This window comes from Prevotella sp. P3-122, assembly GCF_002251365.1.
In the GTDB taxonomy this organism is placed as follows: Bacteria; Bacteroidota; Bacteroidia; order Bacteroidales; family Bacteroidaceae; genus Prevotella.
In genome coordinates this window covers 36,594-55,687 of record NZ_NPJH01000030.1, presented here as the reverse complement: position 1 = coordinate 55,687, position 19,094 = coordinate 36,594, and the positions used below count along the sequence as shown (strand labels likewise).

Genomic DNA, 19,094 nt, shown 5'->3' with positions numbered 1-19,094 from the left:
TTTTTTATATTACCTTTGTACGGAAAAGATAATAATAAGGTTAAATTGAAGCATTGACTATTCGAATGGACACACACAGAATTGGACACCCACGCGTGGACGTTGCCGACGTGCTGCGCGGACTGGCCGTAATGGGCATTATCATCCTACACTCTATTGAGCATTTCAACTTCTACTCGTTTCCTGATACTGCTGGCCAATGCGACCTGCTGAGGTTTACCGACCGTGCTATATGGGACGGACTGTTCTTCACCTTTGGCGGTAAGGCCTATGCCGTTTTTGCCCTGCTGTTCGGTTTCAGCTTCTTCATCCAGTATGACAATCAGCGCATGCGTGGCTACGACTTCCGTGGCCGTTTCTGCTGGCGCCTTGTACTGCTGTTCGTCTTCGGAAACATCAACGCCTGCTTCTTCACGGCCGAGGTGCTTGTGCTATATTCGCTTGTAGGCTTCATATTGCCTCTTGCCTGCCGGATGAAGGACAAGTGGGTACTGGCGTTGGCCTGCCTGCTGCTCATCCAGCCTATGCCACTATACTATGTCCTGCGCTCAATTGCCGACCCCGCCTTTGTGGCTCCACAGCTGCCCACACGTGCCTTCTGGGACGCCACATTCGCCGTGCAGTCGTCAGGGACATTCCTCGAGACGGTGAAGGTGAACCTGTGGGAGGGACAGCTTGCCAGCCTTGCATGGGCATGGGACCACGGCCGGGTGTTCCAGACTGCCGCCTTGTTCCTGCTGGGCATGCTCATTGGCCGTAGAGGACTGTTCCTGAGGGAAAACCTGGGCTTCTGGTGCAAGGTGTTAGGGTTCTCGCTGACGGCATTCTTCCCGCTCTACGGCATCGGCAACATGCTGCGCGACTTCGTCTCCAATGAGTCGCTCTATGGCCAACTGTATCTAATCATCAGCTCACTGTCAAATTTTGCCTTCATGCTCGTGCTCGTGTCGGGAGTCGTTATCGTCTTCTACACCACCAAGCTGCACAGCAAGCTGATGTTCATAGCCCCTTACGGAAAGATGAGCCTAACCAACTATATATCACAGAGCGTCGTAGGCTCAATGATGTATTACAACTGGGGATTTGGCCTCCACAGATATATGGGCATCACCGTGAGCAGCATTGCCGGTGTCGTACTCTTTGTGCTGCAGCTGCTCTTCTGCCGTTGGTGGATGTCCAAGCACAGCCATGGACCATTGGAGCATCTGTGGAAAAAGGCAACATGGATATGCAAATGACATTTATCCTCACTTTTTGCCTCTTAATGTTTCGTTTTCGATAAAAATTGCTAACTTTGCAATCTAATTCTAATAAATAAACAGAAATATATAATTATGAGAAGTAGAACAGCTGACTGGTACGAGACCAAAATCAGATATGAGAAGACCATGGAGGATGGTGCACAGAAGAAGGTTACGGAGCAATATGTGGTTGACGCCCTGAGCTTCACGGAGGCCGAGAACACCATCATAGAAGAGATGTCCTCATACATCAGCGGCGAGTTTAAGATTACCGACATCAAGCATGCCGCCTACCGCGAGATATTCTTCAGCGAGAACACCAATGACGACAGATGGTACAAGGCTAAGCTGCAGTTCATAACCCTCGACGAGAAAACGGAGAAGGAGAAGCGTACAGCCGTCAACTATCTCGTACAGGCAGCAAGCCTGCCCGGTGCCGTGAAGCATATCGACGAGGTGATGGGCAGTACACAGATAGACTATGTCATCTCAAGCGTGGCTGAGACCATGATAATGGATGTATACGAGCACTCGTCAGCAGCGAAGACTGTAGAGCGGCATGATGTCCCCGAGTATCTTACAGACGAGAACAAACAGCAAGGAGAAAACGCATGACGGACGTTGATGTAGCAAAAAATCTTCATCAGGTGCTCGAATGTTTGCCTGATGGCGTGAGATTGGTTGCCATCAGCAAATATCATCCTGCGGAATACATCCAGGAGGCATACGACGAGGGACAGCGCGTCTTCGGCGAAAGCCATGAGCAAGAGCTTAAGATGAAGGTAGCGACATTGCCAAATGACATAGAATGGCATTTTATAGGACACCTTCAGACTAACAAGGTGAAATACATTGCCCCGTACATATCCATGATAGAGGCCGTGGACTCCCTGCGACTGCTTAGGGAGATAGACAAGCAGGCGGCACGCAACAACCGCGTAATAGACGTGCTGCTGGAACTGCACGTAGCACAGGAAGCCACTAAATACGGGCTGACCATTGACCAGTGCAGGCAACTGCTCGAGGACGGAGAATGGCGCAAAATGCATAACGTCCGGATAGCCGGACTTATGATGATGGCATCGAACGTTGATGACGAGGAGCAGATACGCCGTGAGATGACCATTGCCGCCGACTTCTTCGACGAGGTGAAAAGCAAGTATTTCACTGACGACGACCATTTCCGCGAAAGGTCATGGGGCATGAGCCACGACTACAAGATTGCCGTGGAATGCCGTTCCACGATGGTGAGGGTAGGGACGGGCATCTTCGGACCGCGCGTGTATTAGTAAGTGGAGATAAAGGGAGACAAATGACGTATGGACACTGAGACAAAGGCACAACTGAAAGCCACTCTCGATGGCTATTTAGAGACAAGCCGTCACAGGAAGACGTCTGAGCGATATGCTATCCTGGATGCGGTGTGTGAGATGACGGGTCATTTCACTATCGAGGATTTGGGAGAGAGGTTGCTCAGTAGGAATTTCCCCGTGAGCCGTGCTACGCTCTACAACACCATCAGCCTGTTCATAAAGCTGCACATCGTCATCAGGCACAGGCTTCCTGCCGGCACACGCTACGAGATTTGCGACATGGAGAACAATCATTGTCATCAGATATGCAACGTGTGCGGCAAGATTACGGAGATAAAGTCGCAAATAGTGATAGATGCCGTTGGGGCCATAAAGCTCCAGAGATTCCGGCGCGAGGGCTTCTCGCTATACATATATGGTATATGCAGCACTTGCATGGCTAAGAATACACGCAGCAAAACATTAATGGAACAACAAAAAAACAAATAATACACAAATGAGTACAGGTAAAGTTGACGTCCTGCTGGGACTACAGTGGGGCGACGAAGGTAAAGGAAAGGTAGTCGACGTTTTGACTCCCAAGTATGATGTGGTGGCAAGGTTCCAGGGCGGCCCCAACGCCGGTCACACACTTGAGTTTGAGGGCGAGAAATATGTCCTCCGCAGCATCCCGTCGGGAATATTCCAGGGTGGCAAGGTCAACATCATCGGCAACGGCGTTGTAATGGCCCCCGACCTCTTCATGGCAGAGGCCAAAGACCTTGAGCGCAGCGGACATAACCTGCGCGACAGGCTCCACATTTCACGCAAGGCACACCTCATAATGCCTACCCACCGTCTGCTCGACGCCGCTTACGAAGCTGCCAAAGGAAAAAACAAGGTGGGAACTACCGGTAAGGGCATCGGACCCACATACACCGACAAGATTAGCCGCAACGGCCTGCGAGTAGGCGATATCCTCGACAACTTCGAGGCAAAGTATAAGGCGCATAAGGAGAGACATCTGCAAATGCTCGCATCACTGAACTATACCGACTTCGACATTACGGAAGTTGAGAAGACATGGATGGAGGGCGTAGAGTATATGAAGCAGTTCAGAATTGTAGACAGCGAGCACGAGATAAACAATCTCCTGCGCTCGGACAAGAGCATTCTCTGCGAGGGCGCACAGGGCACTATGCTCGATGTGGACTTCGGCAGCTACCCCTTCGTGACATCCTCCAACACCATTTGCGCAGGAGCATGCACGGGACTTGGCATCGGCCCTAACAGGATAGGCAACGTTTATGGCATTATGAAGGCATACTGCACACGCGTTGGTGCAGGACCGTTCCCTACAGAGCTCTTCGATGAGACCGGAAAGCTCATCCGTGACCTTGGCCATGAGTATGGTGCCGTAACAGGCCGTGAGCGCCGTTGTGGCTGGATAGACCTCGTTCAGCTGCGCTATTCCGTTATGGTGAATGGCGTTACGGAGCTTATCATGATGAAGAGCGACGTGCTCGACGGCTTCGAAACCATTAAGGCATGCGTGGCATACAGGCTGCCTGACGGCTCTGAGACTACTGAGCTGCCATACGAGATTGACAACGTAGAGCCAATATACAAGGAGATGAAAGGATGGAAGACCGACATGACTCAGTTTACAAGCGAGGAGCAGTTCCCGGCAGAGTTCAACGACTATGTCGCCTTCCTTGAGGACTTCCTCGAAACACCTATAACAATTATCTCCATCGGCCCGGACCGTGCACAGACAATAATTAGAAACAAGTAAGCAATGGCAAACAAACCAAGCATACCTAAGGGGACGCGTGACTTCGGCCCCGTGGAGATGGCTAAGCGCAACTACATCTTCGACACCATAAAGGAAGTCTATGCCCTTTATGGCTTCCAGCAGATTGAGACACCTGCCATGGAGACATTGCAAACCCTCATGGGCAAGTATGGCGAGGAAGGCGACAAGCTGCTGTTCAAGATTCTGAACTCTGGCGACTTCACAAGCAAGCTTAGCGACGGGGAACTGACAGAGCGCAATCCTCTGCGCCTTGCCGCCCGCCTTTGCGAGAAAGGACTGCGCTACGACCTTACTGTTCCGTTCGCACGGTATGTCGTCATGCACCGTGATGAGCTGCAGCTGCCATTCAAACGTTATCAGATACAGCCCGTATGGCGTGCTGACCGTCCGCAGAAGGGCCGTTACCGTGAGTTCTACCAGTGTGACGCCGACGTAGTAGGCTCTGACTCTCTCCTCAACGAGGTTGAGCTGATGCAGATTGTCGACACCGTTTTCACCCGTTTTGGAATAAACGTCTGCATCAAAATCAATAACCGCAAGATACTCACAGGACTGGCTGAGACTATTGGCGAGGCTGACAAGATAGTGGACATCACGGTTGCCATAGACAAGCTCGACAAGATTGGACTCGACAATGTCAACGAGGAGCTGCGTGCCAACGGCATCAGCGACGAGGCAATAGCTAAGCTGCAACCGATAATGTCGCTGACAGGCACCAACGACGAGAAACTCGATGTCATTGCGGATGTACTCCGTGACAGCGAGACCGGCCTGAAGGGAGTGCAGGAGACAAGGTTCATCCTCGACACCCTGAAATCATGCGGACTCAAGAACAGCATGGAGCTTGACCTGACACTTGCTCGGGGACTGAACTATTATACAGGCGCCATATTCGAGGTGAAGGCATTGGACACACCTATGGGCAGCATCACTGGCGGCGGACGCTACGACAACCTGACTGGCATATTCGGAATGCCGGGACTCAGCGGAGTGGGCATATCCTTCGGAGCTGACCGCATATATGATGTCCTCAACACTCTCGACCTCTACCCCAAGGAGGCTATAAGCACCACGCAGTTGCTGTTCATCAACTTCGGCGAGAAAGAGACGGCATACTGCATGCCCGTTGTTTCTCAGGCAAGGAAAGCAGGCATACGCACGGAGATTTTCCCCGACTCTGCTAAGATGAAGAAACAGATGGCCTATGCCAACGCAAAGCATATCCCGTTTGTGGCTCTGGCCGGAGAGAACGAGATGAACGAGGGCAAGTATACTCTCAAGGACATGGAGACGGGAGAGCAGAGACTTGTCACGGCACAGGAGCTCATAGAACATATCTCCTAAGAACGCACCTCGCATTTCGATGAGACATGCATCGTGTTTTTGATGAGACATGCACCCGTGTTTTGATGAAATGCAGGATATAATAGAGAATAGCCTGAAAGACGGTACCTAAGGATGAAGGTAAAGCTTTCAGACTATTCTTGAAAAGATTAAGGCATAAGGACTTACACTACTAAAACAAACTATCAAAATAATCATGATGAGGAAACATCTTACTAACCTATTCCTGCTTGTCCTTGCAGCGATACTCTTTACTGCGGGAACCCGACAGACAACAATATTCATCATTGGTGACTCTACGGCCGCAAATAAGTCGAAACCTGAGACAAATCCCGAAAGAGGGTGGGGGATGGCCTTTCAGGGCTTCTTCAGTTCTAAAATCCGGGTGGACAATCATGCCGTCAACGGAAGGTCATCGAAGAGTTTCATCGACGAGGGACGTTGGGACAAAGTGCTCTCGCTCATAAAGCCGGGCGACTATGTGCTCATACAGTTCGGCCACAACGACGAGAAACCTAAGCCCGACCGCCATACCGACCCAGGCAGCACGTTTGATGCGAACCTGGCACGCTATGTCACTGAGACTCGTGAGCGTGGAGGCATACCGGTACTGCTGAATGCTGTGGTGCGCCGCAACTTCTACCTGCAGCCTGACAACGAAACCGATGACGAGTCTCTGCGCAACACCACATACGAGGACGAGAAAGTAAACTCCGACACCCTTATAGATACTCATGGAGCCTATCTATTGTCGCCGCGTAACGTTGCCCGGGAACTCTCCGTGCCGTTTATTGATGCCAACCGCATAACTCACGACCTTGAGCAGGGTATGGGTATTGAAGGCTCCAGGAAACTGCACATGTGGTTCAAGCCTGGTGAGGTAGCGTCAATCCCCAAGGGCAGAAAGGACAACACCCACTACAACGTCTATGGTGCACATCAGGTGGCATCGCTTCTTGCCGACGCACTTGTACAGGCTGTGCCGGCCCTGAAGAAGCATCTCCGCCACTACGACTATATAGTCTCCAAAAAGGGGTTCGGCAACTATATGGACATAACGGAAGCCATTGATGCTGTGCCACAGGGCAAGCGCACCCGCATATATGTTCTTGACGGAACGTGGAATATACCAAAGAATACCCCTCGCAATATCTCTTTTGACCTCTATCCAGGTGCAAAAATAATAAAGGAGGGATAGCGTCCCTCCTTTATTATTCTGAAGTATAAAACTAAAACTTATTCTGCCAGACAGTCGTCAAGCATTTTTGCTATAGCCTTCTTGTCGAGCTTCTGTCCGATGAAAACCAGTTTCTGCATGCGGTCGCCATACTTGTCGTCCCAGTCACGGCGCAGTCCTGGCTCGCGTTCCTTAAGCTCAGCCAATTCGTCGGCAGGCATCGTGGCATACCATTGGCCTGCATTGGCAAGAGACACCTGGCGTCCTGCCTGCTCGAAGAGATAGCAGTTGTCGGGCTCTTCCGCAAAGTAACAGATGCCCTTACACCTTATTATATTATGCGGCCACAGACGGGCAACGAAATCGTCAAACATTGATAGGCTGAATGCCGGACGACGATAGTAGACAAAAGTTCCTATGCCGTATTCCTCAACTTCACCTCCCTCGTCGTGGTGATGGTGATGATGATGGTGTCCATGCTCGTGATGCTCATGCTCATCCTCATGCTCATGGTCGTCCTCATGTTCATGCTCATGCTCATGATGATGGTCATGATGATGATGCTCGTCCTCATGATGATGGTCGTGATCATGCTCCTCATCGTCCTCATCGTCCTCATCCTCCTCGTGATGTCCTTCTATTTCCTTTATCCATGTGGCTGAGGTGGCAACGGAGTCGAAGTCAAACATCCCGGTATTGATAATTCTGTCGAGGTCTACATCACCATAGTTGCATTCAATGATTTCGGCTTTTGGCTGCAGGGCACGGATAATTTGCCTGATTTTTCCAAGCTCCTCGCTTGTCACCTCATCGGCCTTGTTGAGCAATATGATGTTGCAGAATTCTATTTGCTGTATGAGCAGGTTCTCGATGTCGTCCTCCTCCAAGTTTCCTCTCATGAGGCTGTTGCCGTTGCCAAACTCGTCTCTCATTCTCATGGCGTCGACAACTGTTGCTATGCAGTCGAGCCTTGCTATGCCCTTGCGTATAAACTCTGGCCCCATGGTAGGGTAGGAGCATATAGTCTGTGCGATGGGTGCCGGCTCGCAGATGCCGCTGGCCTCAATGACGATATAGTCGAAACGCTCCATCTCTGTTATATCCCGCAGCTGGCCTACAAGGTCCATTTTCAGCGTACAGCATATACAGCCGTTCTGCAATGCCACAAGGCTGTCGTCTTTCTGGTCAACGATGCCGCCTTTCTGTATGAGGTCTGCGTCGATGTTCACCTCGCCGATGTCGTTAACTATGACTGCGAACTTTATGCCCCGTCTGTTGCTGAGTATCCTGTTCAACAATGTAGTCTTGCCACTACCGAGATAGCCCGTAAGCAGCAGGACTGGAATAATGTTTGTTTTCATATTCTTCTGTGTGTTATGTTTCGGTTTAAATATATGTCCCTTACACCCCTCATGCCATTTCCGACAGCTCGAGCCATCTCATGGACTTCTCGTCGAGCTCGTCCTTGAGAATAGGCAGTCTGATGCTGTATTCCGTAATCTTGTCTATGGGCAACTCTCCAGAACACAGCTTTTGCTCTATTTCCTGCTGCTCGGCCTCCAGCTGGCTTATTTCCTTTTCCAGTCTTTCATACTCCTGTTTCTCCTTGAACGAGAGTTTCTTCTTCTCCTGATTCCTGGTTCGGTTTCGGTCCTTGTTCACCTCTGTCACCTCAGGCTTGGCCGTCTGTTCGTTCTCGCTCTGCAGTTTCTGCCATTCCCGGAATTGGGTGTAGTTGCCGGGGAAATCCTTTATGTCACCACTGCCCCGGAATACCAGCAGATGGTCCACAACCTTATCCATGAAGTATCTGTCGTGGCTTACTACGATGACACAGCCGGGGAAGTCCTGAAGATATTCCTCCAGCACTTGCAGTGTCTGAATGTCAAGGTCGTTGGTAGGCTCGTCAAGTACCAGGAAGTTGGGATTACGCATCAGCACCGTACAAAGGTACAGCTTGCGCTTCTCACCTCCGCTGAGCTTGTAGACGTAGTTCTGCTGCTGCTGTGCCGTGAACATGAAGTATTGCAGGAACTGCGAGGCCGTCATGTGCCTGCCTCCACCGAGGTCGATGTATTCCGCAATGTCCTTGATGATATCAATGACCTTCTGCTGCTCGTTGAATTTCAGTCCTTCCTGCGAGAAATAGCCGAAACGCACGGTATCGCCGATGTCGAAGCGTCCGCTGTCGGGCTGTACGATGCCGAGCAGCATTTTTATGAACGTTGACTTGCCAGTGCCGTTGTTGCCGACAACGCCCATCTTCTCAAACCTCGCGAAGTTGTAATAGAAATCCTTCAGTATTACGGTCTCCTTCTCGCTGTCATGGAAAGCCTTCGACACATACTGGCACTCAAAAATCTTCGAGCCTATATACACGTTTCTCGATTTCAGCCTCAGCTGCCGTTCCTCTATTCGTTGTTTAGCTATTCGCTCAAGGTCGTAGAAAGCCTCCTCACGATAGCGTGCCTTGTGCCCCCTGGCCTGCGGCATGCGCCTCATCCATTCAAGCTCAGTCCTGTAGAGGTTGTTGGCCCTGGCTATCTCGGCCCTCTTGTTGTCTATTCTCTGCTGGCGTTTTTCCAGATAGTAGCTGTAGTTGCCGCGGTAGGTGTATATCGTGTTGTCGTCAAGTTCCAGGATGATGTTGCACACGCGGTCGAGGAAGAAGCGGTCGTGGGTGACCATAAGCAGCGTTTTGTTGCCCCTGTTCAGGTAGCCCTCCAGCCATTCTATCATTTCGAGGTCGAGATGGTTGGTAGGCTCATCCAATATCAGTAGGTCGGGGTCGGTGATAAGCACATTTGCCAACGCCACCCTTTTCTGCTGTCCTCCCGACAGTTGTCCCATGGGCTGCTCAAGGTTGCTGATGTGCAGCTGCGTAAGTATCTGCTTCGCCTTAAGCACCCGTTCCGGGTCGCCATGATGGTTGAAGCAGGCATCGAGCACGGACTCGTTTTCGTCAAACAACGGCGACTGCTCCAGGTATCCCGTGCGAAGGTCGTTGCGGTAGATGATCTCGCCCGAGTCGTAGCCCTCTTTACCAGTAATCACCGACAGCAGGGTAGACTTGCCCGTACCATTCTTGGCAACGAGTCCTATCTTCTGTCCTGCCGCTATGGAGAACGATATATCCCTGAAGAGCAGATGCGCTCCGAAGCTCTTTGTCAGATGCTGTACGTCGAGGTATGGTGTCTGTAGAGCCATGGTTATAGGGTTTTCATTATTGTCCCGATATAGTCCAGAACCTCATCCCTTCCGGTGCCTTTCTCACTTGATGTGATAAAGTATGGCGGCAACGTCTCCCAGGTGTCCTTCAGGGCGTTCATCCATTTCTCCGCATTCGCCCTTGCCTTGCCAACGCTGAGCTTGTCGGCCTTGGTGAAGACTATTGAGAAAGGAACGCCGCTCGCACCTAACCAGTCCACGAACTCCCGGTCAATGGCCTGCGGGTCGTGCCTGATGTCAATAAGTACGAACAGGTTGACAAGCTGCTCTCGCTGCAGTATATATCCCGTAATCATCTGCTGTATCTTCTGCTGTACCGACTTCGAGCGTTTTGCGAAGCCATATCCCGGCAGGTCGACAAGATACCATTCGTTGTTTATGATAAAGTGGTTGATGAGAAGAGTCTTTCCAGGTGTGGCGGAAGTCTTTGCAAGTCCCTTGTGCCTGCACAACATGTTTATGAGGCTCGACTTGCCCACGTTAGACCTTCCGATGAACGCAAACTCCGGCTTGGTGTCGTTTGGGCAAAGCCCTACGTTGGGTGCGGAGATGGAGTATTCTGACTTTTTGATTTCCATGATTATAATCGGATATTTTGTGCAAAGTTAATAAAATCTTGAGATTTTAGAGATAAAGTCTATTGTTTTTTGTAATTTTGTAGGCAAAACATCATTGGAATGAAAGAGATTAAATGGGGATTTATCGGCTGTGGCGAGGTGACGGAGAAGAAGTCCGGTCCTGCATTCTCAACCATTGAGGGTTCGCAGGTGGTAGCCGTCATGAGCCGCTCCGAACAGAAAGCACGCTCCTACGCCGAGCGAAACCATATCAGAAAATGGTACACCGACCCTCAGTCGGTAGTCGACGACCCTGATGTCAATGCCATATACATAGCCACACCGCCATCCAGCCATGCCACGTATGCCATCATGGCCATGCGGGCGGGCAAGCCGGTGTATGTGGAGAAGCCGTTGGCGTCAAGCTATGAGGACTGTGTGCGCATAAACCGCATATCAGAGCAGACGGGCGTACCGTGCTTTGTGGCTTACTACCGCCGCTACCTGCCATATTTCAAGAAAGCCAAACAGATTGTCGACGAGGGAACATTGGGAAAAATAATCAACGTGCAGATAAGGTTCTCCGTTCCTCCCCGCGACCTTGACTATTCCGCACCGGAACAGCTGCCATGGCGCCTGCAGCCCGACATTGCCGGAGGCGGCTACTTCTATGACCTTGCGCCTCATCAGCTGGACATCCTTCAGGAGATATTCGGAGTAATCACCCGTGCGCATGGCTATTGCGCCAACCGTGCCCATCTGTATAATGCCGAGGACACCATCTCCGCGGTATTCATGTTCCAGAACGGACTGCCCGGTTCCGGCAGTTGGTGCTTCGTAGGCCATGAGAGCGCACGGGAGGACAGCATAGAGATTATCGGCGAGAAAGGTATGATGTCGTTCTCCGTTTTCACTTACGATCCCATAAGGGTGGTGACGAGCGAAGGCGAGGAGTTAATAACGGTGCCCAACCCGCCATACGTCCAGTTGCCTATTATCACAGAGGTCACAAGGCACCTCCAGGGGTTGTCCATCTGTGAGTGTACAAGCGTCAGCGCCACGCCGGTCAACTGGGCTATGGACCGCATACTGGGGAAATACTAACACCCTCACAACACGCCATTTCCTACATACAAAACAAACACCAGCTGCCATGCCGAGAATAGTGACTGTACTATCATTTCTTCTGCTCATTCACCTTCCGCTATGCTCTCAGGAGATAGCAGAAGGCGATACCTGCGCTATGGAAACGCCACATCAAAGCAGGCATCAGCTGAAAAACAAGTTTCTTAACAGGCTATATGAGAAAGTAAAGGATTTTTCGCGCGTGGACACCAACTACATAGAACCGCAGAAGTACAACTACACCTTCATGCTGCAAAACACCTATACCTACGAGATGTACCAGCTTACAAGCAAGAGCGGCAACACCATCACCTTCTCGCCAGAACCGTCATATAAGCTCGGACCATACATCGGATGGAGATGGATTTTCCTTGGTTACACCATTGACCTTGCCCATCTCAGCGGCGATGATAACAGGCAAGACCTCGACATCAGCCTGTACAGCAACCAGATTGGCATAGACCTCTTCTACCGCAAGACGGGAGACAACTATAAAATCATGCGCATGTCGTTAGGGCAGAATGTCGACACCCGACCAATACGCAACGCCAACTTCAACGGCTTCAAGGCCAGCATCAAGGGTTTCAACCTTTATTACATCTTCAACCACAAGAAATTCTCCTATCCAGCCGCATATAGCCAAAGCACCATACAACGTCGGTCGGCCGGCAGCCCTCTCGTTGGCATCGGCTATACCAAGCATAGCATAGACATTGACTGGAACAAGCTGCAAGACGTGGTAGCCTACAAGCTGGGCGACGAAGTGGCGGCAACAAAGCTCGACAGCACCATGAGGTTCGGCAAGGTAGCGTTCACAGACTACTCCGTCTCTGGCGGCTATGCCTACAACTGGGTGTTTGCTCACAACTGGCTGTTCGACGCATCGCTGTCACTGGGCGTCAGCTACAAGCACACCATCGGTGAGGTCGACAATAACGGTGTGTTCCTGAAAGATTTTGATTTCAAGAATTTCAATATAGATGGTGTGAGCCGCATAGGCATAGTTTGGAACAACATGAGGTGGTACGCAGGCGCAAGCGCCATATTCCATACATACAACTACCGCAAAAGCCAGTTCCGTTCCAACACCGTCTTTGGTTGCGTTAACCTATATGTGGGTGTAAATTTCGGAAACAGATGACAACAACATTCCTCCTTAGGCTTGCCGTCACGGCAACCATGCTGGCAGCCACGGCTGTAGCCACAGCCCAGCGTCCGCAGTATCAGGCTGAAGACTCAATACTCGTAGAGAAGCTGCTTGTAGAGGGAGCCTCTCAACCCAAGCAAACCAACCTTATGGTTTTCTTCGGAAAAAAACTATGTGGCACACCATATGTCGCCAAGACCCTTGAGCGTAACAATACAGAACGTTTGGTCATCAACCTGCGCGAACTCGACTGCACTACTTTCGTGGAGAATGTGCTTGCCCTGACATTATGCACAGAGAACGGCAAGACTGACTTCTGTGACTTCTGCCGATACCTGCGCAATATCCGCTACCGAAAGGGACATGTCACCTATCCCGACCGCCTCCATTACTTTACAGAGTGGATTGAAGATAATACAGCCCAAGGGTTCGTACACGAGGTACAAGGTCCAAATCCGCCATTCACGGCCGTGCAGACAGTAAACGTCAACTATATGACAACTAACACCTCGCAATATCCCATGCTCAAGGGAAACAGAGATTTTATAAGGCAGATTGCACGCAACGAGCGAAACATCAGCAAGCGTCGCTATCGCTATATCCCGAAGTCATCAATAGCCAACAATCGCTTGTTCAGAAACACCATCCACGATGGTGACATCATTGCCATTCTAACTTCACGCAAGGGACTTGACACCAGCCATATAGGTATCGCCGTGTGGCTCGATGACGGCCTTCATCTGCTCAATGCCTCGAGGCTGCATGGGAAAGTAGTCCTTGAGCCCAAGCTGCTGCGTACATATATGGCTGGTCAACGGATGCAAACAGGAATAAGAATCATAAGAAAGAATCAGGGCGTATTACCCTAAGGTATCTCACCCTCTCATTTCCCTGAGCAGTTCCTTCTGCCGTTCTGTCAGATTCTCTGGCAGACGGACATTGTAAGTGATAATCAGGTCGCCCATGGTGCCGTCGCCACGGTCGTAGCCCTTGCCCCTAATTCTGACTTTCGTCCCTGGCTGGGTACCGGGTTTCACCTTCAACTTTATCTTTGAGCCGTTGCTAAGCTGTATTATCACCTCGCCGCCAAGCAGGGCACAGTACAGGTCGATGGTCACACTGGCGCTCATCTCCCCACTATGGGGCGTGCCGCGCCTGCTGGATGTCCGTGCGCCACCGCCGAAAAGGTTCTGGAAGAAACTTGAAAAGCCACCATTTCCAGAGCCGAACGATGAGAAGTCGAAACCTTCAAACGGTGAGCCGCCACCAGAGAAACCGCCAAAACCGCCGCCTGAGAAACCGCCACCGTATGCGTCGGCTTGTTTCCACTGCTCGCCATACTGGTCATATTTCTTCCTCTTCTCCGGATCTCCGATAACATCGTAAGCCTCGCTCAATGCCTGAAACTTGGCTTTCGCCTTCGGGTCGTCGGGGTGAAGGTCGGGATGAAACTGCTTAGCACGTTTCCTATATGCCGCTCTTACCTCGCTTTGAGGTATATTTCGGTCAACACCCAAAATCTTGTAATAATCTATAAATGCCATATTGTTACCCTCCATTAATTAATTATGTATACGAAATACAAAAAACATGCCAAAAATGCCACCTGACAGATATAACGTTCCATTAGACATCAAGGATGTGTAAAAGACGGAAGAGAAGAGGAAAATACAACAAAGCAAAAGTGAATTAACATTTAGTGGTAAGTAATTTTGGTTTTTTAAATAATTGGTTGTACCTTTGCAGTGGTTTTCAGAAAGATAATAACACAAGTATACATAATCGTATCTTTTGGTATAAATGTTAAAATCAGACTTTCTTTATGGTACAGACATTTGATTTCAGACCACGTTTGCTCCATTGCCTGCGCAAGTACAACCGCAAGACATTCATAGCTGATGTTATGGCGGGAATTATTGTAGGTATCGTTGCCCTGCCTTTGGCCATTGCTTTCGGTATAGCATCAGGAGTAACACCAGAAAAGGGTATTATTACTGCTATTGTTGCCGGATTTGTAATCTCCGCATTAGGAGGAAGCAAGGTCCAGATCGGTGGCCCAACGGGAGCTTTCATCATCATTATCTATGGTATTATACAGCAGTATGGGCTTGAGGGACTGACCATAGCGACGATTATGGCGGGGGTCTTCCTGATACTGTTCGGATTACTGCATCTCGGTACAATAATTAAGTATATTCCATACCCCATAGTAGTAGGTTTTACCAGTGGTATTGCCGTAACAATCTTCACTACACAGGTGAAGGACCTGTTTGGACTGAGCATCAGCAATCTGCCGTCTGACTTTATTGAGAAATGGCAATGCTATGCCGCCAACTTCTCGACTGCTGATCTGTGGAGTTCCATCGTTGGTATTGCGAGTGTGGCTGTCATCATGCTGATGCCGAAGATAAACAAGAAGATTCCGGGTTCACTTGTAGCCATCATCATTATGACTGTTCTGGCATTGTTGCTCAAACAATATGCTGGCGTTACCACTATTGAGACTATAGGTGACCGTTTCTCCATAAGCAACTCGCTTCCACAAGCCGACATGCCACATGTCACATGGGAAACCATTAAGAGCCTGGTGTCACCTGCACTTACCATAGCCATTCTTGGAGCTATTGAGAGCTTGCTCTCTGCAGCTGTTGCCGATGGTGTCATAGGCGATCACCATAATTCAAACACAGAGCTCGTAGCACAGGGTGTTGCCAACCTTGCTTCACCAATATTTGGCGGTATTCCAGCAACAGGCGCCATTGCACGAACAATGACCAACATCAACAATGGTGGACGTACACCTATAGCAGGAATTGTACATGCCGTCGTATTACTGCTCATATTTTTATTCCTCATGCCTTTGGCAAAATATATCCCAATGGCATGTCTTGCCGGTGTTCTGGTTGTTGTAAGCTATGGCATGTCCGGATGGCGTTCATTCCTCGCTCTTATGAACAACCCCAAGAGCGACGTAACGGTTTTGCTTATAACATTCTTCTTGACCATAATCTTCGACCTCACCGTAGCCATAGAGGTGGGACTTATCATTGCTTGTTTGCTCTTCATGCGACGTATGTCCGAAACTACTGATGTAAAGGTTATCTCTGACGAAATTAATCCTGATGAGGAATATAGCAGTCTGGAGCTTGGCAACCTCGAGCATCTCACCATTCCCAAGGGTGTAGAGGTGTACGAGATAAATGGCCCATATTTCTTCGGTGCCGGTAACCGCTTCGAGGAAATAATGGCAACATTCGGCGACAGGCCAAAAGTCAGGGTTATAAGGATGCGTAAGGTACCTTTCGTTGACTCTACGGGTATACACAACCTTACAAACCTCTGCCTCATGAGCAAGAAAGAGGGCATACAGATTGTACTCTCTGGTGTGACTCAAAAAGTAGATGCCCAGCTCACCAAGGCAGGCTTCCAAGACATTGTTGGCACAGAGAATATTTGCAGTCATATCGACCTTGCACTTGCAAGAGCCAGGGAAATTATGGCAGAAAAAAAATAGCTTGGTCTTAATATATTATATGACCTATTTTACGAAGAGACCTTCGTGGGCCTACGAAGTTTTTTGGGGGAGGCTCACGAAGGTATCTTCGTTTTTTTTATGTCAGTTTTCTGAAATTTTTAGGGCTTTATATCCTTTTGACAAAGGAGGATATTGCCCTCTTCATTACCGACGGACGGCTTTGAAGAGAACAATATCCCAACCCCTTAATTAAGGACGCTCTATAATAATGATTATCACATCATCGCCATCTTCAATGACAATGATGACAACATCGCGACTTTGCATCTGAACGCTTTTGGAAACTTGGCTTTCAGACACAGGATTGACAGTTGGCGTAGCTGCAAATGAAGTAGAAGCGAATCCTAATGCCAAAAAAATGTAGCAAATAACTTCTTCATTGTTTCTTTTTTTATTTGTTAATACTCACCGCTAAGGCATTGCGACATTACCCCTTTGTGCCAGTCTAGTCTGTATAATATCGGACTCTATTATTCGAGCTATTAAATGCTTTGACGCTGCAAAATTATAATTCAACAAATTAACTGCCAAGAGAAGTCACGAATATGAATTTTTAAAAATTTCAACATAAAAATGTAAGTCTTTGACTGCCAATTCCATAAAGAACGAGTAGATAATTTTAAATAATTATCTCTTTGTGTTACACTCTGCTTACATGAGTTGCTTAGTACATCAGTATGATTCTCTTGTCGAAGTCAGAAGCCTTACCATCTATGCCGTAGATTTTCTTTAGCAGACGACTGCGGGTAAGCGAGACCTCTGGGAAACGGCAACCAACAAGGACGGCAATGTCTTTGGGTTTGAACATCAGGCGGGTGAGGAGACAGATTCTGAGTTCACGCTCGCTTACATTGTAGTTTCGAAGCATCACATACAGTTTTGGGAAATTGCTCTTGGCGAACCTTATGAGTTTGTCCCAGTCCTTGCTGGAGGGCTGCTCCATGACGTTCTTCAGATAATAGCTGAAATCGTCTTTCAGCGGTGCCTTCTGAATCTCGTCCTCCAAAACGGCAATGTCTTTGATATGCATTTCGCGTTCATATCCAGCCACCCGTTCTTGTAACTCTACTATAGACTGTTCGCGCTTTCCGATTTCGATATTCAGTTCGGCTTCTCGTCGTTCCAACAAATCTTCCTTGGTTTCCAACAACGACTGCCGCTTCTCAAGAAGGGCGTTCATCTCTTCCATTTCGCGCTGAAGTAATGTCTTTTCCGTCTCATAGCGTTCTTGCATCATGGCTATTCTCCGCCCTGCAGCCCTTTTCTTCTTTTTATATATAAATGAGGTGGAGCATACAACCGCGACAAGTACAGCAAGTGAGGCAAACAGCCACCATCCAAGCGTGGCTGCACGCTCTGCACTCCGAAGTGCAGTCTCTTGATGCTTGCTGTAGTTATACAAAGCTTGCTGCCTTATCAGAGTCTCACTTACTCTTTTATCGTATGCAGAATCGTTAGCGTTATATGCCAACAATGCGTATTTCGCTGTGGAGTCTGCTGGCCCAATTTTGTCATAAAGTAAACTTAGACCATGATAGGCGGATACTTTAATATTGGGGTCTGCTATATAATTTAGACATTTTTGAAACATTGTCCGTGCAGAATCAGTATGATTAACACTAAGATAGTATAGCCCCTTGTAATAATAGTACACTTCTTTACCCGATTCGATTTCGCCATTATGGAAATAGCCCGACTCCGTTTCATATATCTTCATACGCTCATGTGCCTTTCCGATTTCTCCTTTCTGTAGAAGATACCTTATATTATATGCACACATTTGGGCTGCATATTGTTGACATCCCATTCTCTTAAACATATTGATGCAGGAGTCAATGACAATCTCTGAAGAATCCATCTTGTTAACGAGAGAATATACAGGAGCTTTTACGCTAAGTATAGTCAAAGCATCTATAGTATCACCGGCAAGTATGGAATATTTGTAAGCAACATCCAGTTCACGTAATGCATTTTCGGCTAAAGATTGCTCCTCCAATAAATACGCCATCTGGCCGTGTATATGTGCAAGCGTCTTATATGTAGGAATGTCTTTCCCATCAGATTTCGTAGCCCGTTCGAGATATTTCATCGCTGTAGGGGCATCGCCTAGGTCGCGATATACACAGCCAAGCAGATAGTTGGCTGTCATCTTCTCGTAACCAGAGCCGTAACGTTCGTAGTAGTCCACAACTTTCAGCATGATGCTATCGGAAGTGAAGTCTACATACGCCTTATTCATGGCCTTGGCCTGGAGCAGATGGTACCTCATCCGCTGAGCCTCTGTCATTCCGTTGATTCGCGCTTTCAGACTGTCAAGCACTATCAATGACTTATTGGCATCATCCTGACGAGTCTCCATGATCTTTTCCGCTTGGTTCATGACAATGTCAATCTCGGTTGTCTGACTGCAACCTATTACAGTCAGCAATACGGTAAGGTATAAAAAGACTTTCTTCATATACTTTACATCTTTAGTTTTCGAGTGCAAAATTAATCAAAATTCGCTGAAGCCAGTGCTTTTTAAACTGATAATAATTTTCAAAAATTTCAAGTTTATTTTGTAATTCATTGAAAAACAGGTAAATGGAAAATTACTATATAATTTCTGAAAATTCTCATTTTGATTTTTTCT

The 19,094-nt window shown here is 48.7% G+C and carries 16 protein-coding genes; 11 read left to right on the top strand and 5 right to left on the bottom strand.

From position 1 onward, the window contains the following. Positions 1-65 precede the first annotated feature (65 nt). The 7 genes from CIL02_RS05785 to CIL02_RS05755 all read left to right on the top strand — a co-directional run bounded on the left by CIL02_RS05785 (position 66) and on the right by CIL02_RS05755 (position 6,891). Positions 66-1,238, top strand: coding sequence for a DUF418 domain-containing protein (locus tag CIL02_RS05785; RefSeq protein WP_094399831.1), 1,173 nt, complete (start codon positions 66-68; stop codon positions 1,236-1,238). A gap of 96 nt (positions 1,239-1,334) precedes the next feature. Then, the gene (locus CIL02_RS05780) at positions 1,335-1,856 is read left to right on the top strand and encodes a DUF4494 domain-containing protein (RefSeq protein ID WP_094399829.1); all 522 of its coding nucleotides are present in this window, start codon (positions 1,335-1,337) and stop codon (positions 1,854-1,856) included. Then, the gene (locus CIL02_RS05775; protein WP_094399827.1) at positions 1,853-2,530 is read left to right on the top strand and encodes a YggS family pyridoxal phosphate-dependent enzyme; all 678 of its coding nucleotides are present in this window, start codon (positions 1,853-1,855) and stop codon (positions 2,528-2,530) included. Before CIL02_RS05780 ends, CIL02_RS05775 begins: the two co-directional genes overlap by 4 nt. Positions 2,531-2,560: 30 nt before the next feature. Further along, entirely contained in the window at positions 2,561-3,043 is a 483-nt protein-coding gene (locus CIL02_RS05770) for a Fur family transcriptional regulator (RefSeq protein WP_094399825.1), read from the top strand. 7 nt (positions 3,044-3,050) lie between these two features. Further along, positions 3,051-4,328 carry an adenylosuccinate synthase gene (locus CIL02_RS05765; protein WP_094399823.1) on the top strand — a complete coding sequence of 426 codons (1,278 nt, stop codon included), beginning with the start codon at positions 3,051-3,053 and terminating at the stop codon, positions 4,326-4,328. A 3-nt stretch (positions 4,329-4,331) separates the two neighbouring features. Next, positions 4,332-5,693 (top strand): histidine--tRNA ligase, encoded by a 1,362-nt coding sequence (gene hisS, locus CIL02_RS05760; protein WP_094399821.1) that lies wholly within the window; start codon positions 4,332-4,334, stop codon positions 5,691-5,693. A gap of 196 nt (positions 5,694-5,889) precedes the next feature. Further along, a complete protein-coding gene (locus tag CIL02_RS05755; RefSeq protein ID WP_240513543.1) occupies positions 5,890-6,891 on the top strand; it encodes a rhamnogalacturonan acetylesterase in 1,002 nt (333 codons plus the stop codon). A 38-nt stretch (positions 6,892-6,929) separates the two neighbouring features. On the opposite strand, the gene CIL02_RS05750 is transcribed toward CIL02_RS05755, so the two are convergent. The 3 genes from CIL02_RS05750 to yihA are packed head-to-tail and all read right to left on the bottom strand — an operon-like array spanning position 6,930 to position 10,676. Beyond that, a complete protein-coding gene (locus CIL02_RS05750) occupies positions 6,930-8,231 on the bottom strand; it encodes a GTP-binding protein (RefSeq protein WP_094399819.1) in 1,302 nt (433 codons plus the stop codon). Positions 8,232-8,280: 49 nt separating this feature from the next. Further along, positions 8,281-10,077, bottom strand: coding sequence for a ribosomal protection-like ABC-F family protein (gene abc-f, locus CIL02_RS05745; protein WP_094399817.1), 1,797 nt, complete (start codon positions 10,075-10,077; stop codon positions 8,281-8,283). A 2-nt stretch (positions 10,078-10,079) separates the two neighbouring features. Beyond that, on the bottom strand, positions 10,080-10,676 hold the full coding sequence (yihA, locus tag CIL02_RS05740; RefSeq protein WP_094399815.1) for a ribosome biogenesis GTP-binding protein YihA/YsxC: 597 nt from the start codon (positions 10,674-10,676) through the stop codon (positions 10,080-10,082). Positions 10,677-10,775: 99 nt separating this feature from the next. On the opposite strand from yihA, the gene CIL02_RS05735 reads away from it, so the two are divergent. The 3 genes from CIL02_RS05735 (at position 10,776) to CIL02_RS05725 (ending at position 13,796) form a co-directional block, all read left to right on the top strand. Beyond that, complete coding sequence (locus tag CIL02_RS05735; RefSeq protein ID WP_094399813.1) at positions 10,776-11,759, top strand: Gfo/Idh/MocA family protein; 984 nt, start codon at positions 10,776-10,778, stop codon at positions 11,757-11,759. Between the two features lie 61 nt (positions 11,760-11,820). After that, positions 11,821-12,921 carry a DUF4421 domain-containing protein gene (locus CIL02_RS05730; RefSeq protein ID WP_240513542.1) on the top strand — a complete coding sequence of 367 codons (1,101 nt, stop codon included), beginning with the start codon at positions 11,821-11,823 and terminating at the stop codon, positions 12,919-12,921. Next, complete coding sequence (locus CIL02_RS05725; protein WP_094399809.1) at positions 12,918-13,796, top strand: N-acetylmuramoyl-L-alanine amidase-like domain-containing protein; 879 nt, start codon at positions 12,918-12,920, stop codon at positions 13,794-13,796. Before CIL02_RS05730 ends, CIL02_RS05725 begins: the two co-directional genes overlap by 4 nt. 6 nt (positions 13,797-13,802) lie before the next feature. On the opposite strand, the gene CIL02_RS05720 is transcribed toward CIL02_RS05725, so the two are convergent. Next, positions 13,803-14,471, bottom strand: coding sequence for a DnaJ domain-containing protein (locus CIL02_RS05720; protein ID WP_094400036.1), 669 nt, complete (start codon positions 14,469-14,471; stop codon positions 13,803-13,805). 278 nt (positions 14,472-14,749) lie between these two features. Between CIL02_RS05720 and CIL02_RS05715 the strand changes: the two genes are divergently transcribed. Next, positions 14,750-16,441, top strand: coding sequence for a SulP family inorganic anion transporter (locus tag CIL02_RS05715; RefSeq protein WP_094399807.1), 1,692 nt, complete (start codon positions 14,750-14,752; stop codon positions 16,439-16,441). 685 nt (positions 16,442-17,126) lie between these two features. Here the strand turns inward: CIL02_RS05715 and CIL02_RS05710 are convergent. Beyond that, positions 17,127-18,920 carry a hypothetical protein gene (locus CIL02_RS05710; protein ID WP_141210142.1) on the bottom strand — a complete coding sequence of 598 codons (1,794 nt, stop codon included), beginning with the start codon at positions 18,918-18,920 and terminating at the stop codon, positions 17,127-17,129. Positions 18,921-19,094: the final 174 nt, after the last annotated feature.